The 20,982-nt window shown below is 41.4% G+C and carries 25 protein-coding genes; 11 read left to right on the top strand and 14 right to left on the bottom strand.

Annotation, left to right across the window (positions count from 1 at the left end; translation table 11 throughout):
- The first annotated feature begins 42 nt into the window (after positions 1-42).
- A complete protein-coding gene (locus tag ACZ42C_RS13000) occupies positions 43-1,383 on the top strand; it encodes an RNA-guided endonuclease TnpB family protein (protein WP_464891271.1) in 1,341 nt (446 codons plus the stop codon).
- A 12-nt stretch (positions 1,384-1,395) separates the two neighbouring features.
- On the top strand, positions 1,396-1,776 hold the full coding sequence (locus tag ACZ42C_RS12995; RefSeq protein ID WP_461182501.1) for a hypothetical protein: 381 nt from the start codon (positions 1,396-1,398) through the stop codon (positions 1,774-1,776).
- Positions 1,777-1,978: 202 nt separating this feature from the next.
- Here the strand turns inward: ACZ42C_RS12995 and ACZ42C_RS12990 are convergent, their stop codons facing one another.
- Positions 1,979-2,572: a Uma2 family endonuclease gene (locus ACZ42C_RS12990; RefSeq protein WP_461182454.1), complete on the bottom strand. Its 594-nt coding sequence runs from the start codon at positions 2,570-2,572 to the stop codon at positions 1,979-1,981.
- Positions 2,573-2,774: 202 nt separating this feature from the next.
- Here ACZ42C_RS12990 and ACZ42C_RS12985 point away from each other — a divergent pair, with 202 nt between their 5' ends.
- A complete protein-coding gene (locus ACZ42C_RS12985; protein WP_461182455.1) occupies positions 2,775-3,761 on the top strand; it encodes a ring-cleaving dioxygenase in 987 nt (328 codons plus the stop codon).
- 201 nt (positions 3,762-3,962) lie between these two features.
- Here the strand turns inward: ACZ42C_RS12985 and ACZ42C_RS12980 are convergent, their stop codons facing one another.
- The 7 genes from ACZ42C_RS12980 to ACZ42C_RS12950 all read right to left on the bottom strand — a co-directional run bounded on the left by ACZ42C_RS12980 (position 3,963) and on the right by ACZ42C_RS12950 (position 10,464).
- Positions 3,963-4,985 (bottom strand): TolB family protein, encoded by a 1,023-nt coding sequence (locus tag ACZ42C_RS12980; protein ID WP_461182456.1) that lies wholly within the window; start codon positions 4,983-4,985, stop codon positions 3,963-3,965.
- A gap of 27 nt (positions 4,986-5,012) precedes the next feature.
- Entirely contained in the window at positions 5,013-5,876 is an 864-nt protein-coding gene (locus ACZ42C_RS12975; protein WP_461182457.1) for a permease prefix domain 1-containing protein, read from the bottom strand.
- A complete protein-coding gene (locus ACZ42C_RS12970; RefSeq protein ID WP_461182458.1) occupies positions 5,873-6,196 on the bottom strand; it encodes a PadR family transcriptional regulator in 324 nt (107 codons plus the stop codon). Before ACZ42C_RS12970 ends, ACZ42C_RS12975 begins: the two co-directional genes overlap by 4 nt.
- Before the next feature lie 84 nt (positions 6,197-6,280).
- The gene (locus tag ACZ42C_RS12965) at positions 6,281-6,883 is read right to left on the bottom strand and encodes a class I SAM-dependent methyltransferase (protein ID WP_461182459.1); all 603 of its coding nucleotides are present in this window, start codon (positions 6,881-6,883) and stop codon (positions 6,281-6,283) included.
- Between the two features lie 24 nt (positions 6,884-6,907).
- Entirely contained in the window at positions 6,908-8,752 is a 1,845-nt protein-coding gene (locus tag ACZ42C_RS12960) for an SLC13 family permease (RefSeq protein ID WP_461182460.1), read from the bottom strand.
- Positions 8,753-8,809: 57 nt separating this feature from the next.
- The gene (gene cyoE / locus ACZ42C_RS12955; protein WP_461182461.1) at positions 8,810-9,727 is read right to left on the bottom strand and encodes a heme o synthase; all 918 of its coding nucleotides are present in this window, start codon (positions 9,725-9,727) and stop codon (positions 8,810-8,812) included.
- Between the two features lie 170 nt (positions 9,728-9,897).
- Positions 9,898-10,464 carry a hypothetical protein gene (locus ACZ42C_RS12950; RefSeq protein ID WP_461182462.1) on the bottom strand — a complete coding sequence of 189 codons (567 nt, stop codon included), beginning with the start codon at positions 10,462-10,464 and terminating at the stop codon, positions 9,898-9,900.
- Positions 10,465-10,735: 271 nt separating this feature from the next.
- On the opposite strand from ACZ42C_RS12950, the gene ACZ42C_RS12945 reads away from it, so the two are divergent.
- Positions 10,736-10,903, top strand: a complete 168-nt coding sequence (locus ACZ42C_RS12945) for a hypothetical protein (protein WP_461182463.1) — start codon at positions 10,736-10,738, stop codon at positions 10,901-10,903.
- Positions 10,904-10,982: 79 nt separating this feature from the next.
- Complete coding sequence (locus tag ACZ42C_RS12940) at positions 10,983-11,393, top strand: RDD family protein (protein ID WP_464891364.1); 411 nt, start codon at positions 10,983-10,985, stop codon at positions 11,391-11,393.
- A gap of 176 nt (positions 11,394-11,569) precedes the next feature.
- Here the strand turns inward: ACZ42C_RS12940 and ACZ42C_RS12935 are convergent, their stop codons facing one another.
- The gene (locus tag ACZ42C_RS12935) at positions 11,570-13,042 is read right to left on the bottom strand and encodes a flavin monoamine oxidase family protein (RefSeq protein WP_461182464.1); all 1,473 of its coding nucleotides are present in this window, start codon (positions 13,040-13,042) and stop codon (positions 11,570-11,572) included.
- Between the two features lie 236 nt (positions 13,043-13,278).
- Between ACZ42C_RS12935 and ACZ42C_RS12930 the strand changes: the two genes are divergently transcribed.
- Complete coding sequence (locus ACZ42C_RS12930; RefSeq protein ID WP_461182465.1) at positions 13,279-13,482, top strand: CDGSH iron-sulfur domain-containing protein; 204 nt, start codon at positions 13,279-13,281, stop codon at positions 13,480-13,482.
- Between the two features lie 98 nt (positions 13,483-13,580).
- On the opposite strand, the gene ACZ42C_RS12925 is transcribed toward ACZ42C_RS12930, so the two are convergent.
- Positions 13,581-14,381 (bottom strand): N-acetylmuramoyl-L-alanine amidase, encoded by an 801-nt coding sequence (locus ACZ42C_RS12925; RefSeq protein WP_461182466.1) that lies wholly within the window; start codon positions 14,379-14,381, stop codon positions 13,581-13,583.
- Between the two features lie 456 nt (positions 14,382-14,837).
- Between ACZ42C_RS12925 and ACZ42C_RS12920 the strand changes: the two genes are divergently transcribed.
- Both ACZ42C_RS12920 and ACZ42C_RS12915 read left to right on the top strand, forming a co-directional pair.
- Complete coding sequence (locus ACZ42C_RS12920) at positions 14,838-15,680, top strand: DUF1028 domain-containing protein (RefSeq protein WP_461182467.1); 843 nt, start codon at positions 14,838-14,840, stop codon at positions 15,678-15,680.
- A gap of 13 nt (positions 15,681-15,693) precedes the next feature.
- Entirely contained in the window at positions 15,694-16,269 is a 576-nt protein-coding gene (locus ACZ42C_RS12915; protein ID WP_461182468.1) for a GNAT family N-acetyltransferase, read from the top strand.
- A 96-nt stretch (positions 16,270-16,365) separates the two neighbouring features.
- Here ACZ42C_RS12915 and ACZ42C_RS12910 read toward each other — a convergent pair whose 3' ends face one another.
- Genes ACZ42C_RS12910 through ACZ42C_RS12895 form a run of 4 tightly spaced genes read right to left on the bottom strand, consistent with a single transcriptional unit; the run spans position 16,366 to position 19,070 of the window.
- Complete coding sequence (locus ACZ42C_RS12910; RefSeq protein WP_461182469.1) at positions 16,366-17,064, bottom strand: hypothetical protein; 699 nt, start codon at positions 17,062-17,064, stop codon at positions 16,366-16,368.
- A complete protein-coding gene (locus ACZ42C_RS12905; RefSeq protein WP_461182470.1) occupies positions 17,061-17,810 on the bottom strand; it encodes a hypothetical protein in 750 nt (249 codons plus the stop codon). The genes ACZ42C_RS12910 and ACZ42C_RS12905 overlap by 4 nt, the downstream gene beginning before the upstream one ends.
- Positions 17,797-18,687, bottom strand: coding sequence for an ATP-binding cassette domain-containing protein (locus ACZ42C_RS12900; RefSeq protein ID WP_461182471.1), 891 nt, complete (start codon positions 18,685-18,687; stop codon positions 17,797-17,799). The genes ACZ42C_RS12905 and ACZ42C_RS12900 overlap by 14 nt, the downstream gene beginning before the upstream one ends.
- Complete coding sequence (locus ACZ42C_RS12895) at positions 18,684-19,070, bottom strand: GntR family transcriptional regulator (protein ID WP_461182472.1); 387 nt, start codon at positions 19,068-19,070, stop codon at positions 18,684-18,686. The genes ACZ42C_RS12900 and ACZ42C_RS12895 overlap by 4 nt, the downstream gene beginning before the upstream one ends.
- Before the next feature lie 171 nt (positions 19,071-19,241).
- Here ACZ42C_RS12895 and ACZ42C_RS12890 point away from each other — a divergent pair, with 171 nt between their 5' ends.
- From ACZ42C_RS12890 to ACZ42C_RS12880, 3 genes are all read left to right on the top strand, one after another.
- Positions 19,242-19,391: a hypothetical protein gene (locus tag ACZ42C_RS12890; RefSeq protein ID WP_461182473.1), complete on the top strand. Its 150-nt coding sequence runs from the start codon at positions 19,242-19,244 to the stop codon at positions 19,389-19,391.
- 227 nt (positions 19,392-19,618) lie between these two features.
- The gene (locus ACZ42C_RS12885; protein ID WP_461182474.1) at positions 19,619-20,041 is read left to right on the top strand and encodes a pyridoxamine 5'-phosphate oxidase family protein; all 423 of its coding nucleotides are present in this window, start codon (positions 19,619-19,621) and stop codon (positions 20,039-20,041) included.
- 171 nt (positions 20,042-20,212) lie between these two features.
- Entirely contained in the window at positions 20,213-20,980 is a 768-nt protein-coding gene (locus ACZ42C_RS12880) for a polysaccharide deacetylase family protein (protein WP_461182475.1), read from the top strand.
- Positions 20,981-20,982 lie beyond the last annotated feature (2 nt).

The raw sequence follows: 20,982 nt of genomic DNA, 5'->3' as shown, positions 1-20,982 counted from the left end.
AAGTATATCAAATAAAAAGAAAATTTAGAAGGATGGAAAGTGATGAAAGTTGCGAAAACACTTCGCCATAAAATAACGAATCGCACACGCATTTTCGATGATACATTGGCTGTGTATAACCGGGCGATTGCTTTTATCATGGAAGTTATTCATAAAGAATTTTCCGACCTGGATGATTATAGCTCATCTTCCATTGTTCCTGCTGTAGAAAAACTGATTCACACAACAAAATCCAACCCGCTGCCTAAATACCCCGAATTCAATGCACAGTTTTATAAATTTCCTTCCTATTTCAGAAGAGCAGCGGTTGCAACTTCTTTTGGTAAAGTAAAAAGTTACCGATCAAATTTCACAAAATGGCAAGAAGAACAATATATTGCCTTATCAAAAGGAAAAAAGTTCAACAAAAAACCGCCACGCTTCCAACTCGAACACAAGGAATTTCCGGTATTTTATCGGGGGAATATGTTTAAAAGAATAGATGAAACCACTGCACAAATAAAGATTTTCCACCGTAACGATTGGGTATGGATCAACATAGCGTTCAAAGAACAGGATTTATATAAACGTGATGTTTGGGAGTGGAAGGAGTGCAATCCCAAGCTTGTTAGGGTGGGTAAAAAATACTTTTTACATATCAGCTATAAGTCAAAAGTAAAACTGTCAAAAACAAAGATAAAAGAACAAAAAATCTGTGCTGTAGATTTGGGAATAACGAACTCTGCGGTTTGTTCCATCATGGATGCAAATGGCACTGTCCTGGACAGACTATTTATTAATCAGTCCAAAGAAAAAGACCAGTTGTATACCATGACGAACAAACTGAGGAAAGCACAAAGTATTTCCGGCAGGATCCAAGCACCAAATTTTTGGCGAAGAATCAACGGCCTGCAAAAATACATCGTTCATGATACTTCCCGAAAAATTGTCCAACTGGCAAAAGAACATCGTTGTGATGTAATTGTTTTCGAGTTTCTGGATCATATGAAAATGCCAAAGGGTTTTTATGGTGCGAAAAAGCTTCGATTTAAGCTTCGTTACTGGAGAAAGAAAGGGATCCAGAATAAAGTCGAAGAAATGGCGCATTATGCGGGCATGCGAATTTCACGTATTAACGCCGGGAATACAAGTAAACTGGCATTTGATGGTTCCGGGCACGTAGAGCGGAATGATAAGAAAGACCTTGTCGTGTTTGAGACAGGAAAAGTTTATCATGCCGATTTATCCGCATCTTATAACATTGGTGCCCGATATTTTATTAGAGGCATACAAAAATCCACTTCTGAAAAGAAGTGGTTGGCTCTTCAGGCAAAAGTTCCTGAGCTGTCAAAAAGAACACACCAGACCTTGTCTTCGTTAATTGCCCTTCGTCTGGCTCAGTAGTTTCGTAAAGAACTGCGCAGCGAGACCCAGTGGTTTATTCAAGATAAGGGATGCTCCATCAAAATCTTGGATTTAGGTGGAGAGGTTCACACCTCAGAGGAGAAACCTGATCCGGGAATGCTGAAGTATTGGCTCAGGAATTATGCAGCACAGGGGATTCTTCAGAAAGCAAACGGAATTATTATTGGAAAACCTCAGGACGAGGAATATTATGAGGAGTACAAGGAAGAAATTTTAACGGTAATGAAAGAATACAGTCTCGAAGATTTGCCGATTCTATATAATCTGAATTTCGGTCACACGGAACCAAAGTTTATACTGCCTTATGGTGCTTTGGCTGAGATGGATTGTGAGAATGGGAGATTTTCCATTTTGGAAAGTGGTGTGGAATGAAAATGGCAGGTGTTTTGGGGAGTTTTCGTTATATATGATGGTAAAATTTTTTATCCGTTCTGTTGGGAAGAAGAATTTCTATTTCCTGTGCAAGTCAGCGCATTATCTTCCGAAAGAGTTTTGACTGAAGATGATTAGTGAGTTTAATGTAGGGGATTAAGTAAAGGGAGACGCTATCCTTGCAGATGGCGCCTCCCTTATTTTAATCTTGTATATCTGGGATGTTTTCCATGATTTCTGCCATCGTGAAGCTGACACAGCGGATGTTCGGAGAGGTGACGAGTTCTTTTTGCTGAAAGATATTAAAAAGTTCATATTGGCCGTTATCCAACACAAATTGCTCTAAAATAAAGGATTCCGGATCGACAATCCAATATTCCGGTATGGCATAATAAGCGTACGTTTTACGTTTGTCGATTTTATCCCGTTTTAACGTAGAAGGAGAAAGGATCTCGACTATAAGGTCCGGGGCGCCAGTGATCCCTCGTTTTTTAATCACGTTTTTTCTTTCGCGGTGAATAAGTACGATATCGGGCTGTCTTACTTCCTCTTCTGACAGGATGACGTCAATGGGAGCGTATAATATGAAATAGGCAGTTTCACAGCTTTTCGTTAATTTCTTTTGAATCTCAAAGCCTATCATTTGATGAACAGAGGATGGACCAGGACTCATCAATTCCAATTGACCTTGCACCAATTCATAGCGATTTCCGTCATCGATCGCAGCATAGTCATCATAAGTGAGGGAACTTTCTTTTACTTTGTCATTTTTTCTTAATTTATCATTGTTATCCATTTAATTTCACCTCCTTGTATCATTTCATTTATTATACCATAGCTTTGGATAAGCTCTCATCATATGTGGGAGAACTAACAGAGGCAGAAAAATTAACAAGCTTTCTTTTTTGACATGGAAAAACATTTATGATAAATTGAATTCATAATATCTTAATTAAAATTAATTAACTAAATAAATCTATAAATCTGGAGGTTATTATATGAACGGATTAAAAGGAATTCACCACGTCACTGCCATCACGAGCAGTGCAGAGAAGAACTATGAATTTTTCACGTATGTACTCGGGATGCGTTTGGTGAAGAAAACCGTGAACCAGGATGATATACAAACATACCATTTATTTTTTGCTGATGATACCGGAAGCCCGGGAACAGACATGACATTCTTCGATTTCCCCGGGATTCCAAAAGGCACGCACGGAACGAATGAAATTTTTAAAACATCTTTTCGTGTGCCGAGCGATGCTGCGATTGATTATTGGGTGAAACGGTTTGACAGATTGGAAGTAAAGCATACCGGTGTGAAAGAGCAGTTTGGCAAAAAGACGCTGTCCTTTGTAGATTTTGATGATCAACAGTATCAATTGATTTCTGATGAAAACAATACAGGCGTGGCTGCCGGAACACCCTGGCAGGATGGGCCAATCCCGCTTGAATATGCGATAACCGGACTCGGGCCGTTGTTTGTCCGTACGTCTGATATTGATTATTTTAAAAAAATGATGGAAAAAGTACTCCAATTTAAAGAAATTGATCAGGAAGGTTCTTTCCATTTGTTTGAAGTAGGGGAGGGCGGAAACGGCGCGCAAGTGATTGTGGAATACAATGCCGTTCTGCCAAATGCCGTACAGGGATTCGGAACAGTGCACCATGCAGCCTTCCGCGTGGAAGACCGCTCCGTACTGGAAGCGTGGCAGAAGCACCTGGAAGGAATCGGGTTCCAGACTTCCGGGTTTGTTGATCGTTTCTTCTTCGGCTCCCTTTATAGCAGAGTAGCCCCGCAAATATTATTTGAATTTGCTACAGACGGACCGGGTTTTATGGGGGATGAACCATATGAAACGCTTGGTGAAAAACTGTCACTTCCGCCATTTCTGGAACCGAAGCGGGAACAGATTGAAGAAATGGTGCGCCCGATTGATACGGTGAGAAGTACGAAAGATATTCAAAAAGAATATGAAGATTGATTTGCGGAAAACCGGCTAATCCCTTGGGATAGCCGGCTTTTTTAGGAACGGATCAAGATATCTGAATACAGTTAGTGATTAACAAGTCCTTGCTGAGCAAGAAAAGAAGGGAATAGACACGCCTTGCGATCGCCATCATTTTAAAGGATAACTGAGCAGCTCGGTCAGTGAAGGAAATCTCACCGAAAAATAGAAAGCATTCTATGATTCTTCATCTTCAGGCATTTTAATATGCAGACGCGCTTGGTCCTGGCCATCTAAGCTGACTTTCCAATACTCATAATCCGAATTCCTTTGCGCAAACTGTTTATCCACTGTCACAATCAGCTTTTCACTATGATGAAAAAATACCGGTTCGGTCACATGTTCACGAAAATTGGTAATCTGTTCCGTCTCGTAATTACCCAGGTTCATACGAAAACCTTCATATATAAATGTCCCATTTTCATCCTTGGAAGCCACATCCGAGAAAACTACCTGCTCTCCGTCCGGGGACAACGCCGGAGAGGATAGGATGGGTGCTTCCGAAGCAACCTCAAAAATGGGAGCGGGAGTAGTTTCCCGGTTATTTTCCAGAGACAGAAATGTAATCCGGTCACTGCCTTCAAAACCTTTATACATGAGTTCCTCACCGTTCGGGGTTACCGCAAGGGATGACATGTCATAAGCAGCTTTATTTGTGACCTGTTCCGTTTCATTTGTATTTAGATCCATCCTGTAAATATCAAAATCATGCGGTCTTTCCCTTGCAATCTCGGAGTAATTTTGAAAAACACCTGCCTGCAGAAAATATAAAGATCCGCCATCAGGGGAGAAAACGGCTTCTGTAATCAGGTTATTTCCGGAAGTCAGTGATCTCTTTTCTCCGGAGGCCACGTCCATTAGCATCAGCTCTCCATATGGCTGATCCTCTTCCTGCCATTGTTTGACAAAAACAAGCATATTTCCATCTGGTGAGAAAGCCGGATGAACATAGGATACCCCTTCCTCCGGCTGAGCAAGCATTGTTGCTTCCCCGCCATCCACGGGAACTGTATACAATGACGCATCCCCATCATGATAATAGGAAAACACGAGTGTCTCATCATCCGGAGAAATCGCCGTGGATTTCCCGTAACCTGTAACCCCGTCCGGAACGTCAGCAAATAAAGTAATGCTCCATAAAAATAGAAATAATAAAAGCATGCCGGTTATAAACAGTATATTTTTCATTTTCAACGTCATGTGTCTACCTCCTGACAGCCAGGTCCCTTAAATAAATACAAGAATTGCATAGGGTACCATGATTATAAGTACCAAAAACAGCAGTCCGGTAAATATCGAAAGTATCGGTTTTCTCGGAATCAACTTCATTTGATACAGGTAAAATACAAACCAGGCCAGAATGGGTAACAAAGGATAAAGAGCCATTAATGACCATCCTGAAAAGATGAGAAGTCCCCAAAGAAAGAATAGTGCGATGGCTACTACTATGAATCCAAACAGTAAATTCAATATATAGCCTACTTTAATTTCCAGCCTTTTTCCTGCATTCTCTTTCGAAGCCTGTGTGGAAAAATAGGAATTTCTAAATATAAAAATTAAATCCAATCCAATAAGAAGGATTATATATACCATAAATAAAAATACCTGTGCTACCGGCATTCCCTGAATTAAAATAAACGTGATGGCATGCCAGATCAGATGCCCCATCACCATAACATGCAGAAAATAAGGATGCCTTCCTGCAAAAGCAATATTAATGGCGGCCAATGTAATAATGGTGCCCGCTGTCAGCTGAATGGCCAGCCAGGCTACAGAAGGCTCTAGGAAAACAAACAAGGTATATAAATGAAAAAGTACGCCAAATAAAAGACTGGCAATCCCGATGGTATATAATAAACCGCGTTGCCACGGGTACATGGATTCCTGCAAACCGCAGCCGATTAGTTTTGGCCCGCCAAATTGAGTTATTGCCTTTTTTTCCGCATTTTTCTCTGTCTCACCCTGTTCCATATAATACTGTTTGAGCTCCTGTAAATGACACAACAGCTCTTCTTCCAACTCTGCACGTTCTTCTGTCGAACATTGGGTTTCCTTGAGTACATGCTGAATATGCATTTTCATCCGGTTCATGTTGCATCCTCCGATGTTTTTCGGATCAGGTTGTTTACTTTATCCCACTCGTTCATTTTTGTCTCCAGCACGTTTTTTCCGTCATCGGTAATATGATAATATTTCCTTCTGCCTTGTTCAGTCTCCGACCAATAGGCGTATAACCACCCCTTTTTTTCCATCCGTTTTAAAGCGGGGTACAGGGTGCCTTCACTCATGTTGTATAGGGCGTCACTTTTTTCTTTCAGCAGTTTCACCATTTCATACCCGTATCTGTCTTTTCCAGTTAGCAGATTTAATAGTAAAATATCTATGCTGCCTTTCATAATTTCACGGTCCATTTGTCGTCCCTCCTTGAAGAAAATTGTAACACGATGTACATCGTGTTACAAGGTATGGTGGTAAAAAAAGCCTGTAAATCCAAGCTATAATCGGTAAATAAGTATACGCTCATCCGGGTTTCTGTCGTAGTCATGCAGTTTAATTTCTTTTATCAGCTCAAAAATAGTATGATGCTCGAGGTAAAAAATATAATCCCCGTTAGGGTAATAAAGAATAATATCCACGCTCCGCTGATGCTTTTCCACGGATAGCAAAATACGATTTACTACTTTGCGAAAAATCTCTGTGGAAAATGGATTGAAAAAATAAAAACGGTTATCCTGCGGCTGAATGATGTACTCCTCGGCAAGGCAAGGGAGGAATTCGATGGTGTTTTTCTTTCTCTTCATATAGCGCTGGTAGTTTTTCAGGTTGACCAATGATTTTTCCATCATAGTTTCATCCATTTCCACCCCAATTACGGAAGCGGGGTGAAAATGATGGATATAAAAAGGAAGGCGTCCTTTTCCGGATCCGAAGTCAACGATATGGTCCTGCGCCTGCAGACTGTAGTTTTCCGACAATGCTTCCAGGGCACTGTATGGTGTAGGCTCATAAGGATTGTAGTGTAAGGAATCCGGATAAAACACCTTTTTATCCTTTCCTGTTTTAATATGCAGCAATTTATCATAATAGTATTCTTTCACACCCATAACCTTCTTTCAACCTGATTATAATGGGAAAAGTATCGGGATCGCGATCATCATGACAATAAACATGACAATTTGCAGCGGGACACCGATCTTGATAAAGTCAAAGAATTTATAGCCGCCGGCGGTCATTACCATTGCGTTAGTAGGCGATGAAACAGGTGTGGCAAAGGCCATGTTTGCAGCCACCGCAAGGGCAATCATGAAAGTATATGGGTTGGCATCCAGTGTCAGAGCGGCGTTTAATGCAATTGGTGCAAATAACACGGCAGTTGCTGTATTGCTGATAAATTGTCCGAAAATCATCGTCAGCAAATAGATGCCTGCCAGTACACCGATGGCGCCAAACCCACCGAGAAATTGAATGATTCCGTCGGAAAGAAGGACCATTCCGCCTGTTTTCTCCAAAGCTGTCGCCATTGGAAGCATGGCAGCAATCAGTATAATACTCTCCCAATTCATCTCGTTGTAGGCATCATTCATGTTCCGCAGGCATCCGGTGAGCACCATGAGTGATGCACCAATAAGTACGGAGATCACCGGTGAAAAGATTTCCAGCACCATCAGTATCACCATTAACCCCATGATCCCACCGGCGATAGGCGCTTTACCGGAAGCAGCTGCCTGTCCGGCGTAGTTTTCCGGCTGTCCAATAACCACAACATCTCTCGCTTCCCTGGAAAGTAATTCAATGTCATCCCATTCACCCTGTACCAGGAGGGCGTCCCCGAAGCGAAGCCGTTCACCGGAGAGCCTGTCACGCACATATTCTCCTTTTCGGTTGATGCCCATCACATTCAAGTTATATTTCTCACGGAAACCAATTTTTTCAATGGTTTTATTAATAAAAGTGGAGTGGGGGGTCAACAGTACTTCCGCCATACCGAGCTGCTTGGAAACAAGATCTTCTGCTTCGTAATCTTCCTCTTCCAGAATCAACCCGTACGCTTCCTTCAGTTTTTCTATTTTTTCTTTGTTCCCTTTGATGGATAAAATATCTTCCTCCTGTACAGTGCTTGTTGGACCAGCCATCTCCTGGTACCGCATAGGAAGGATGTTTATTCCATCTGTAGATTTCCGCTCCATTTTTAATACATAGAGCTCGTATTTGGCGGGAAGTTTCAAATCGTTCAGTTCCTTTCCCACCATGGCTGAACCGGCAGGAACACGCAATCTGAACAATACATCCTCCAGTTCATAGTCTTCTGTCAGCTGTTCCGTTGAGAGCTCATAATCTTCTGCATTGCCGGCCTTCCCTTTAATGTCCGGGAGCAGAAAGTTTCTCGTTAAATACAGAAAAATAACCCCTACAATTAACGCAATAATGCCAATGGGGGTTATTTGAAAAAAGCCCAACCTGTCAAAGCCATTTTCGCCCAGTGTCTGGCTGGCAATCAGATTGGGCGGTGAGGCAATTAGTGTCATTAGACCGGAGAGACTTCCTGCAAAAGATAAAGGGATAAGATATTTGGAAGTACTCGATTTTATGCTTAGCGCAATACTGATGACTACGGGAAGCATTAGAGCTACCACCCCGGTATTGCTCATGAAGGCGCCCACTCCGCCGACAATAAATAACAGCATAAAAAACGAGTTTCGTTCGCTGCCTTTGGACCAACGCAGCAGCAAGTCTCCTGCTTTCTGCGCAAGCCCTGTCCGCATCAGCCCTGCCCCAACAACAAACAGGCCGGCAATCATAATCACGACGTTATTGGAAAAACCGGCCAATGCTTCTGCAGGTTCCAATATTCCGGTAATCACCAAAGCTAAAAGAGCCAGCAACGCAACGAGGTCAGAACGCAATTTATTCGTCATAAATAAAATAATGGTAATACCCAATATCATAAACGTCAACGTCAATTGCATAATCGAACTCCTTTTGGGACAGAGGGACAGGTTCCTTATCCCGGATTGAGATATCTTTTACCCTAATACGAATATACCCATTAAGGAGTAGAAAATAATCGTCGAAAACACTACCGTCATGTAAATAAGGGAAAAAACAAACAGCGTTTTTGCCCATTTTTCGGCATCCGCCTTTTTATGATAACCGTAAATGCTTAAAATAAGCCAAGCCACACCCATCAAGAGTGCAACGAGCATCAGGCCCAGACTCAGGGATCCGAGAAGAAAGCTTGTCGCAATGAGCAATACCAAATAAACATTGGTTTGGACATACGTCCTTCTGATTCCTTTTACTACCGGAAGCATCGGTACATTTGCTGCTTTGTATTCTTCATGCTTTCGAATGGCAATCGCATAAAAATGCGGCATTTGCCAAATTAGCAGAATGACAAAAAGTCCCAGAGCGGCAGGGTGGGTAATGTCCGGGTGAATAGCTGCCCAGCCTATCAAAGGAGGTGTCGCCCCGGAGAGGCTGCCGATTTCCGTATTGTATACAGTTCGCCGTTTACTCCACATGGTGTATGGCACAACATACAGAAAGAACCCTAACAGCCCTATTAAAGCAGCCAATGGGGTTGTCATTAAAAGGGCACCCCAGCCGACAACGACCATAGCGATGACTATCCATAAGACTGCTTTTGGCTTGATGACACCTGTTACCGTCGGTCTTATTTTTGTCCGCTCCATAATGGCATCAATATCACGGTCATATAGATTATTAAAGGCCCCCGCTGCTCCGATAATAAGGGCTGTCCCGAGTAGCGCAAAAAAGATCTCCGTGAGCCGGTCAAAAGGATGGATCCCATAAGTATACAATGCCAGCGTTAAACCAGCCAGCATAGGAATAAGATTAGATTTTATAATACCTGTCTTCACAGTAGCTCCCAGCACCTCAGAGAAAGGCGCGGAAGAAGTCGCTTCATTTATTTTCTTCATACACATCCATGTTCCTTTTCTGTAATAATAATAACACCCTATTAGTATACCATGTAAACCAATTAAGTGCCCAGGGTGCCTGTCACTTCCCGAAAAAGATCGAATTTTGTCGAAAGCAGTGGGCGCACAGTCATAAATATAGCCATATTGCACCTGCGGCAATATGGCTATTATTCGCGATCCCGGTTTTCACACTCAACTATATCGTCAAGCACTTCTAAATAATTCGTATCATTGACGATTTTATAACTATTGAGATATTCATCATCTAAATGAAAATAGAAACTTTCTGTTCTTAATAAACCTTCTTCCTCTTCATTCGTAGTGGTAATGTGAACCCTGTAATCGGGGTTTTCGATATAATGATGCTCCCTGTCTCTTTTCAGCTCCAGTTGAGAAAACTCCTGCATGATCTCATTCATCATTTCTTCATCTTCAATTTCAATTTCCGAATCAGGGTCAAATCTACGATCATCAGGCAGGTAAGTCGGCGAAACTGTGACCTCCCTGACAACGCTTTCTGCATTTAGATAATCAGAATAAATGTCGGTGAATGTTGTGTAATGGGATCGGTCTATAATATAAGCAGTACCGATAACCAGGATAATTGCAGTAGCATATGCGGTTATTTTTCTCTTAAATATTACGCGCAGAATGGCTGTTATTCCAATTATGGCGGAGAGCATGAGCAGGAAAGGGAATAATTCCCATGAGATATCAAATAAAAGATCCATCAAGCCGGCACGCTCCTTTGAAATGTAGTGTTAACTTAACATACAGCGTATTATAGAACAAGAGTCGGACAGGAAGAAAATTTTAAAAAATAATCCATAAAGGATAGTTGTGATAATTAAAGCGTACTATAATAAATGAATGAAAATACTTTGTGGTACGGAATATGAACGTTGCCTTTTCCTGCCATATCAATAATTTTTTAAAACTGACCATTTCTTACGCCAGTTGCCATATGTTAAAATAAAGATAATTAAGACAATGAGGGGTGATACAATGAATGATTTTACAGCAATGAACGAAAAAATAGGCACCTCAAAAATGGATCTTTACTTCATGAAAAAGTTGCATTTATTATCGTTTAAAAAAATTGCTTGGTTTGAGAAACAAATATCGAGAATTTATGCAGACATGGAAACTCTGAAAAACAAGACCGTTTATTAGAGACCTGCATAGCGCAAATTTTAGTCCGGAATTACGCAGGTGATCTGTAAACGACTTTGAAGAAAGGACGTGTGATAACATCAACCTAACACTGTTACATAAACGCTTTCTGGAGAGGCTTTACGACATCCTGATTTTGACTATCACGCTTATTTTGTTTATAGCCATATTTAATATTAAGAGCAGCTTTCCGGCAGACCGTGGCATGTATTGGCAAGTTATTTATCTCTCTTATATGATGCTCCTGCCGCTTTTTTGGGATGGGAATGTAATTGGAAAGAAGCTTAGCAATATTAAAGTTAAATCTTCGCATGGTGAACGGCTGACATTTAAAAATATGTTTAAGAGAGAATTGATCGGTTTTTATCTTATAGGAATCCTCAGTCTTGGAACAGCATTTATTGTAAGTATGGTTATGATCGTGGTGAGAGAGGACGGCAAGGGTTTGCATGATTTAATTGGCGGGACTTCTGTTGTGGAAGTAAATTAGCCACCTCCGTAACCGCCTGAAATCAATGGACCAGGTAGCCCCATTTCTTTAGAGAATAGTCTTTTTAATAAATAATTCAACTAAGATTAAATTATTTCTGCGTAATATTTCTTTAAAACAATATACCCAGCTATTGTGGAGGATTCGAATAATCTGCGTTTGGATACAGCCCTGGTTCACCTGGTTCCATTCACCTCCACAGCCGCCCGAATCCCCGACTCCACCGCCCCTTCTGCCCATCCATGTAACCAGGAGGTATGCTCTCCGGCAAAATGAAGTCTCCCCTCCGGCTGTGAAATATAGTCTGCAAAATCTATTTCCTGACCGGGAGTAAATAAGGTGAGGCAGCCACCGGCATATGGATTTCGTGTCCAATTCATGGAATAGCCTTGTATATATTCATCATAGACAATATTTCCATAGATTTTAGCCAGATCTCTTAATACATAGGAAATCAGTTTTTCCTTGGGAACTGTATTCCACAGTAGTGCATTTTTCCCCCATGTATAGCTTGCCAGCAGTACACCACTTGTATTATTACGAGCATTTGCCCCTGACATATATGTAAAACGTATTGGGAAATCCGAGGTAATGTGTCCAATGCGCTTGCGTTCCCAGAAACGGGTTCTAAATTCAATCCCAACTTTGACTGCGGGAATGTTTTTCAACTCCCGTAAGGCCTGATGTTTCTTATGTGATATAGAATGATAAGGCTCTATATCGACAAGCTTAAAGGTAGAAAAGGGAAGGGTGGTAATTACATAATCTCCAGAAAAAACTTGCATTTCCTCGGATCTTACGCTTTTCGTTTTAACTTTAATCCCGTCTTCCTTCTGGATTATTTTCTCCGCTTTTTTTTCAAAGAATATTATATCTGCGAGGTCAGGCAAAAAAGACAGTGGCAGCTGGTCATTTCCCCCGGGGATCATCAGGAAATCATGGAGGTTAAGAGAGATGGGCATGATAAGATTAGTAAAGAAATCAGTGAATGCATATTCACCCAGTCCTTCCACACCAAGCAACACGGAAATTTTATTAACAGCGCCGGCGGATAAGGATGGACCGGTTGGGTTATTACGCAAAAATGCTGTTGTCGAATAGAAGGAATACTGCTTTTTCAATTGCTGTTGTTCTGCGATCGTACTTTTCATAAATAAATCCATAAAAGGTTGAACAGCTCCTAATAATAGTTCTATAGCTGTTTTACCTCTTTCGGATTGTTCCAGCGGAAATCCAAGAATGTCAGGGTTTTGTTCATAATGCGTATATTTAACCATTTTATTATTTATAAACAAAACATCGTCCGGGGAAATATTGATGAAACTCTCCAATGGAAGATTTGCACGACGAATATATTCCAACATTAAGAAGTGATTAGCAGGAAAGCGCATAGCCCCAAGTTCCAGAAGATTTCCAGGAGTAAAAGGTTCTCTCAAAGTGTATATTCTTCCTCCAATCCGATTATTGGCTTCAATAATCCGAACATTGTGCCCCGCTTGTCTCAACAAAGACCCTGCTGTCAACCCTGCCATGCCGGCCCCTAAGATAATAATGTCTTTAGGAGTCTTTGTTTGTCCCAGTCCCTCTCTTATAATGGAGAGATAATCACCCGGATAATTCAGATTTGTTATTGGTATGCTTTTTCTCAATTATATCCCCTCCTTTTTTACAGATGTATGTTTGAAAATTTTGGAATATGTAAGGATGTCTGTCTCATTTTTTTAAAATGGTCCCTCTTATACACGAAAGGGGGATAAGCATGTGCTTTGTAAGATGCGATCTGACTTTCTGATGTATCATTCCCGGTTTTCCACTTATTCTCTCATTCATGAATATGTAAATTACTGCATAGAGTAGCATTAGTTATAAAAAGGGAGTGAATGACTTGAGTCAAAAACCACGAATTAAGGTGAATGATCATGGATCGCTAAGAATCACAGGTGAGGTGGAACTGGTGGATAAAGAGGGAAATTTCTTTGAAACGAAAAAAAGCTTTTCCCTTTGCAGGTGTGGAAATTCTTCAAACAAGCCGTTCTGTGACGGGACACATCGAAAAATAGGGTTTAAGAGTACACCGAGAGCCAAATGATATTCCATTAAAATAGAAAAAGATCGGCAGCACAATTCAAACATTAGCGTAAAAAAACAGCCAAAGATGCATGAAGCATCCGTGGCTGCTGTAATATATTAAAGGTTTTCCTGCACGATAAATGCATCGGAAATCCCTGCCGTTCTGATTTCCTCCAATCGCACTTCAGCATTGTCCCGGTTGGAAAAAGCGCCGGATTGGACGCGGAACCACTGCTCGCCGGAAACAGTAATCGTATCGACAAAGGATTCAATGCCATGGGATGAGAGGAAATCTACCCTTGCATCGGCATTTTCCCTTGCCTGGAATGAACCGGCGATGACCCTGTAAATGACATCGGATCCTCCGCTGCTTTCTTCCAGGTTAAAAGCTCTGGCTAATCCGTTCGCATGACCCTGGGCAACCTGTTGCCTCCAGGAAGGGTCCCCTAATAATGCAGCATCCCCCGGATGGTCAATAAACCCATTTTCCGTTAACAGCGCAGGCATGGTAGACTCCCGCAGCACATGAAAGTTTGCCTGTTTCTTCCCACGGTTGGAAAGCTGGTTCACCTTTGTAATCTCATCATGCATCATATTCTGATATACAGCAGTTTGCGAAGATCCGGACAGACTGCTGTGAATATAATCCTCATACCCGCGGGCCGTACCGTCAAAAGCGTTGCAATGGATAGACAGAAAATAATCGGCACTCCATGCATTTGCTTCATTTGTCCGCTCATCGAGTGTCTTAAAAACATCTGTTTGCCGACTCATATTTACTTCCACATTCTGATAATTTTCTGTGAGTATTGTGCGAATACGCAAAGCAATATCCAGAGCAATATCCTTTTCCATTAAACCATTTCCCGTTGCTCCCGAATCATTCCCACCGTGCCCGGGATCCAAATATAATTTCATTAAAATTCCTCCATTCGAAAAATATTAACTCAGTACACAATATGACGGCCGACAAATTTGTATTGGACAAACTGCTTATTTTGTCGGAAATTCCATATTTATCTTCACCTGCCTTTCAACCTCACAATCGAAAGCGCATGGCAGTAAGTAGCATAGGTGAAGGAAAAGCTTTGGGACAAAGCAGCAACTGAGTTGTCCGAGTGCACGATTCACTAGAGAAGGAACTGCGAATAACAAAGAAACAATATGGCTGAAACACTGTTATATTTGCATAAGCGCTGATTAACCTCTAAGCACGCTGATGTTTTTAATAACATGATAAAATGGTGTTATTGCCAATATACAGCCGGGAGCAGCGGTTTACAAATAAGCAGTGCCGCCGACAAATGGGACGGGGGCTGCCCTTTGTCCCGGCCAATATGCTAAAATAGAAAATAAAACAGAGGAGGAAAAAACATGACTTTTTCAATCGTTGGTTTTGATCCAGAAACGGAGGAGCTTGGGATTGCCGTCCAGTCCAAGTTTATCGGCGTAGGTTCAGTCGTGCCGTGGGCAAAGGCAGGCGTAGGAGCTGTCGCCACGCAGGCATTTGCAAATCCGGCATATGGTCCGGATGGTTTGGACTTACTGGAAGAAGGAAAGACGGCACAGGAAGCAGTCAACATACTTACAAAACAAGATGAAGATAGAGAAGACAGGCAGGTAGGTATTGTCGATGCAAATGGAAATGCAGCAACTTTCACAGGAGAAAAATGCTATGATTGGGCAGGTGGCCGAACAGGAAAGCATTACGCTGCACAAGGGAATATTTTAGTAAGTCAGGAAACCGTGGATGCCATGGGGACAACATTTGAAACCGCAAAAGGATCCCTTGCCGACAGATTGCTTCGAGCACTGGATGCTGGACAGGCAGCAGGAGGAGACAGCCGGGGAAAACAAGGTGCGGCTATTTATGTCGTGAAGGAAAAAGGCGGCTACCTTGGAGCAAATGATCGCTATATAGATTTAAGGGTCGATGACCATCCTGATCCGATTAAGGAATTAATACGGATTTATAATCTCCACCAGCTTTATTTCAGCAAACCAAAGGAAGAAAACATTTTGGAGATAAAGGGAGAAGTAAAGGCAGAAGTTGCAACACAGCTGCAACGTCTCGGGTATCTAAAGAAAACCAATGTGGATAGTGAGGCATTACATAAAGGATTAACCGCATTCCTTCATACGGAAAATTTTGAAGAGAGAGAACTGGAAAAAGGTAAATTGGATAAGGAAGTACTTGATTATATGAAGCAAAAGTAAGTAGGTGGTTGGCATGGGAATAAGCGAAATTTTTACGGAAATCCCGGTGTTGGAAACGGATCATTTCACATTAAGAGGTGTGACGGAAAAGGATGTTCCGGCCCTCTTTCTGTTTTTGCGTGATAAGGAAACTATGAAGTTCATTACGCCGCATCCTGTCAGGACGGAAGCGGAAGCTGGTAATACAATCCGGGGTTATTTGCAAAATTACCAGGAGCAAAAGGAAATACCCTGGGTGATTATTGATAAAAAAACAGACAGACTGATTGGGCAATTCCGCTTCCATTCCTTAAATTTATGGCATAAAAAGGCAGAAATGAATGTGGTTATCGGAAAGGAATATCAGAGTACAGGCGTCATGACCGAGCTGATGGAAAAGGTGCTGGAATTCGGTTTTAAGACATTAGACCTCAACCGAATCGTTGGTGATATTTTTGCAGGTAATGAACGATCAAGAAAGTTGCTGGAGAATTACGGATTTCACAAAGATGGAGTTATGCGGCAAACGGATTTTGATGGTGAAAAGTATCATGATACAGTGGTGTATTCCATGCTGAAATCGGAATATGATGCCGGCAGGTCAATATAATGACAGGCGATGATAAGCTCTAAAGTTATCACCAATTACTTACAGTTCGAAAAATCTTTTCAAGCGGGAGGAGGAACCTGACCCCTCCGTCCCACCTTAATTTACATAATCTAAATGTACGCTTGAACCGGTGGATATTTCTATGTCTTCCGGAATTTGCAGATAAAGAAGTTGCTCGCTCCACCCGATCTCCAACCCAAAAGAGAATCCGACTGAATCATTATCGTCTTCATCAAACTGCGTCATCGGAAACTCCTTACTGAAGGAAGAGACGTTAATTTCTTCCGTCGTTTCCTGTGCGCGGACGTCCAATCGGTCTGATTCCAACTGTAAATCAACAGGGATGAGATCACTTTCCAATTCACTTCCGTCAAAATAAAGAGGTGTACGGTAATAGCCTGCTTCAATCATATCATCTGCTGTAAACTCCACTGCAATTCGTATATTCCGGGAATTATCACCTATGGATTCTATGCGTAATGTTTCCTCTTCGTAGGGAAATTGCCATTCCTCCATAAGATAACCTTCCATCGATGCCACACTCTCTTCCCCCGAGATGACATTGCTGAATGTTTCCATATGGCCGGGATGCTCAACCCCTCTTGTTTCTTCTGTGGAAACAGGAATAAAATAATACAAAATAACCGAAATAAGTAAAATAACACCATATCCACCAAGAATCCAAGGTCCTCTTCTCGCTACACTCCAATTGCTGAACCATCTGACGCCCAATAGAATAAGCACTGCGATAAAAATTAAGATAATCAAAGGGATGAAAGGACCTAAATTAATCATTTTCTTGCCTCCAATCTTCCCGTCAGCAATATTGCTGCGAGAAAGCAGATCATTGACGTGCCGGTCACCTTCAGAACAAAAAGGAAGGCATTTGTTTCTTCAAAATAAAAGGAAACAACTCGGAGTATAAGACTGTAATCCAGCTGCATCAGCCAAATGAAGATGCCAATCAGCAGTACAGGCAACAGATAAGGAAGTGTCCGGTGCAGCTGAGATAAGCTGCCAAGCGCATAGCCGGCTGAGGCAAGTAAAAGCAAATATAAAGTCATCGAAAATACCCCGGTAAATACATCACTTGCCTCATAATGCACACTGGCGCTAAGAGCAGGAGCAGTTTCACTGAAAAAATACACAACTACCCGTAATAAAAAACCTGCCAAAATGGCCGTTACGCTGCCAATCACACTTGCCAGCACTAAAAACAGCGCATTGGAAAGATGATTGCTGACATGATTGGACACAAATGTAAAACCATGCTCTCTTTCTGCTTTGGTCGTCATCATCACAGCATGTGCAATAATCCAAAGAAATGTAAAGATAATGACATTAAGATTTGTGTAGAACGTACCTTGGATGGTTACACCTGCACCACCAGTAGAACTGAATGACCCGTTGCCGCTCAATGAAAAAAGTATGGCAACGATCTGCACTAACACCAATGAGCTGAGAACCCCATTAAATGCCTTCAGTTTATAATTAAACTGCCTGAAAACCGTACTCCCTAGACTCAGATTATTTAAAGACACTGTCAATTCCTCCTTTCTTCCTGCTTGTCAGGTATACACAAACATCACTGGCGGATACCGGAGAGAATTTCATTCCCAATTGCTTTGCCTGATCCATGGAAAAATAGTCATTTTTTACAATAGCATAGGTGGAATTGCTGCCAACCTGTTCATGATGGATAACTTCTTTATTTGCTATCCACTGCATGACTACCTCGGTTCTGCCGGATATTCCCACTGCATATTGCTTCAATGCCTCCATGGACAAATGAAGATATTTCCTGCCTTCATCTAAAAGCAGGACATATTCCAGTAAATCCTCGATTTCCTCGAGGTGATGACTGGAGATAATGATTGTCCTTGGGTGCGCAATATAATCTTTCAAAAGTGCCCGGTAAAAATCCTTCCTCACGGCTGCATCCATTCCTGTGGTCGGCTCGTCAAACATGGTAAGTGCACATCTGGAAGCAAGCCCGATGATCATATTGAAGGTACTTTTTTTCCCTTTGGACAAATGATGGTGCGCCTGTTTCGGGTGAAAGGAAAAATAATTGAATAATTTCTTCGCCAGTGCCGAGTCCCAATTTTCATAGAACCGTTCCGCTTCCGTTAATATTTCGGATAATGTCAATCGATTGGAAAAATGCATTTGGTCATCTATATAAATGGCATTTGCTGAGATGAACAGGTTTTGGAATGGCGCTTCCTGAAAAACTTCAAGCTTCCCTGAAGTAGGGTGCCAAAAACCGGCAAGCATTTTCAGCAGGGTTGTTTTCCCGGCGCCATTTCTCCCAATCAAGCCGGTTATCGTATTTTTCTCCACTGAAAAAGTCAGATCATCCAGTGCCTTTAATTTACCTCTTTTTTTAGTCACGTTTGCACATTCAATAACACTCATTCTGTATCCCCCTTACGTTCCAGAATGCAGGCTTGAAGCATTTGTATTAACTCGTCTTCTTCCACTTCCAGTCGTTTTGCCTCCAAAGCCACGTCCTGAAGCATTCCTTTTAGTATCCGATTTTTCCGTTTATCGGTAATAATTTTTTTTGCATCAGTGGTGACGAATTTCCCTAACCCCCGTTTGTTGTACAGGATTTCTTCCTCATAAAGCAGATTCAGCCCCTTGGCAGCAGTTGCAGGATTGATGGTAAACATGTCTGCAAGCTTGTATTGGGAATAAACTTTATCATCAACTTTCAGATTGCCATTTAAGATTTCCGTTTCGATCCACTCCGCGATCTGTACATAAATAGGTTTAGAACTGTCAGTATGTAAAATCAAGCCCACAACTCCTTTCTTGTGAGTCAGTGCATTAGTCGTGTAATGTAGTATAGCTCAAAAGAAAGTAAAATGCAATAGGGTTGCTGTATTTTAATACAAAAAAATAATGGCCGCATAGCATGGATATAAGAGACAAACACTAAGGAAAACCTTGCGAAGGAGGTATTGGGAATGGTTAATAAAGGTAAAGAATTTAATAATATGTTCAAGAAAAACAGACAGAGCGGAGAGCATCGCAATGGGCGTAAGAGCCAATTTAAAAATAATAATAAACAGGCAGGAGAAGCACCAAATGAATATTTGAGCAATAAAGAGGATTAATTCTTTATATGGAATGCTATACAATAAAGAACCAACCAACCGGGATAATTTATTTATCCCGGCAGGTTTAGCATTGTATATAAGCAATTAAACATACTGCTGTCTTGCACTGGAAAATGAAAAATGAAACAGAACGCTCGATAGTATTTATGCACGGTGTATTTGAAAAATATTTTTCGGTAAGGCTGCAAATACTATGACCAATATAGCGGAAGGAGTGGTTAGAATTGAGCCAAGCAAACATTAAAAATACAATTGAGAAGATACTGAATGAAAGTCATACCGGCACCCTGGCAACAGTGAAGAATAATAAACCGCATTCCAGATATATGACTTTTTTTCATCGGGACACTATCCTGTATACACCGACAGATAGAAAAACAGATAAAACGGAAGAAATTGAAGCAAATCCACACACCCATATTTTAATTGGTTATGAGGGGGAAGGGTTTGGCGATGAGTATATAGAATACCAGGGGAAGGCCAAATTAAATAATTCTGAGGAAATGAAGAAAGAGCTTTGGAATGACGATATGAAAATATACTTTGACGGGCCGGAAGATCCTGATTATACATTGTTGGAGATTCATCCTGTTGGCATAAGATTGATGAATAAAAAAGGAGAGCCGCCGAAAGAATTGGAAATATAAACTCAAATAGAGTTAAAACAAGCGGAACAGTATACTCTCCTGTAAAAGTGTTTAACGGAGTCAAAATTCTCTCTGTGCCCGTTCGAATGTACTTTTGTAACTGCCAAGCTGCCATCCACATACAGTAATAGGTATATGGGTAAATATGTAGATGTGGAGGTTAGTATCAATATGTACTTTCGTTATGGTGATTCGTGGAGGTATAGAAATGATCCCTATGAGCAAATAACCCAAAGTCAGCCGGAGGGGGGATCGGAAAGTGTCGGAAGAGAACCTAATTTAATTGCTAATTCGGTTTTGCAACGTGAATTTCCCAACATTGTTGTTTTAAGAGGATCGCTTAATCAAAATAAAATCGCTTTGACTTTTGATGATGGTCCGGACATCCGTTTTACACCTCAAGTGCTGGATGTGCTCAAGCAATATCAGGTCAAGGCCACCTTTTTCCAAATGGGAGCCAGAGCTGCCGAACATACCGATATTGTCAGAAGAACTCACGCAGAAGGGCATGCCATCGGGAACCACACGTACTGGCATCCCAATTTAACAGAAGAAAATCTGGATAGAACTCATTGGGAAGTAGCTTCGACAGAAGAGGCAATTGCACAAATTTTGGGATTTCGTCCAAGGTTATTTCGTCCCCCATACGGTGCTTTGAATCGGGAGGTTGTAGCGTTACTGGGAGAGATGGGAAATACAGTAATTCTTTGGAATGTTGATTCGCTTGATTGGAAGCAATTGGGCACGGAAATAATTGCTGACAATGTTTTGGCAAATACTGCGCCGGGTTCAATCATACTCATGCATGATGGCGGTGATTGGACCATGGATTTATCAGGTACCGTAAATGCTTTACATGAATTCATTCCACGTTTGCAGCAAGAAGGAATGGAGTTTGTAACTATTCCTGAATTACTCGATATTAGTGAAGCCAAGTGAGC

Source organism: Virgibacillus kimchii, assembly GCF_055379185.1.
This window is presented reverse-complemented; position numbering and strand designations above follow the sequence as displayed.

Coding starts and splice junctions, on each gene's coding strand:
- ACZ42C_RS13000 (WP_464891271.1), top strand. CDS start 43: ATGAAAGTTGCGAAAACACTTCGCCATAAAATAACGAATCGCACACGC.
- ACZ42C_RS12985 (WP_461182455.1), top strand. CDS start 2,775: ATGAACGGATTAAAAGGAATTCACCACGTCACTGCCATCACGAGCAGT.
- ACZ42C_RS12915 (WP_461182468.1), top strand. CDS start 15,694: ATGGGAATAAGCGAAATTTTTACGGAAATCCCGGTGTTGGAAACGGAT.
- ACZ42C_RS12960 (WP_461182460.1), bottom strand. CDS start 8,752: ATGCAATTGACGTTGACGTTTATGATATTGGGTATTACCATTATTTTA.
- ACZ42C_RS12920 (WP_461182467.1), top strand. CDS start 14,838: ATGACTTTTTCAATCGTTGGTTTTGATCCAGAAACGGAGGAGCTTGGG.
- ACZ42C_RS12910 (WP_461182469.1), bottom strand. CDS start 17,064: ATGATTAATTTAGGTCCTTTCATCCCTTTGATTATCTTAATTTTTATC.
- ACZ42C_RS12925 (WP_461182466.1), bottom strand. CDS start 14,381: ATGAAATTATATTTGGATCCCGGGCACGGTGGGAATGATTCGGGAGCA.
- ACZ42C_RS12975 (WP_461182457.1), bottom strand. CDS start 5,876: ATGAACCGGATGAAAATGCATATTCAGCATGTACTCAAGGAAACCCAA.
- ACZ42C_RS12900 (WP_461182471.1), bottom strand. CDS start 18,687: ATGAGTGTTATTGAATGTGCAAACGTGACTAAAAAAAGAGGTAAATTA.
- ACZ42C_RS12880 (WP_461182475.1), top strand. CDS start 20,213: ATGTACTTTCGTTATGGTGATTCGTGGAGGTATAGAAATGATCCCTAT.
- ACZ42C_RS12945 (WP_461182463.1), top strand. CDS start 10,736: ATGAATGATTTTACAGCAATGAACGAAAAAATAGGCACCTCAAAAATG.
- cyoE (WP_461182461.1), bottom strand. CDS start 9,727: ATGAAGAAAATAAATGAAGCGACTTCTTCCGCGCCTTTCTCTGAGGTG.
- ACZ42C_RS12980 (WP_461182456.1), bottom strand. CDS start 4,985: ATGACGTTGAAAATGAAAAATATACTGTTTATAACCGGCATGCTTTTA.
- ACZ42C_RS12970 (WP_461182458.1), bottom strand. CDS start 6,196: ATGGACCGTGAAATTATGAAAGGCAGCATAGATATTTTACTATTAAAT.
- ACZ42C_RS12990 (WP_461182454.1), bottom strand. CDS start 2,572: ATGGATAACAATGATAAATTAAGAAAAAATGACAAAGTAAAAGAAAGT.
- ACZ42C_RS12890 (WP_461182473.1), top strand. CDS start 19,242: ATGGTTAATAAAGGTAAAGAATTTAATAATATGTTCAAGAAAAACAGA.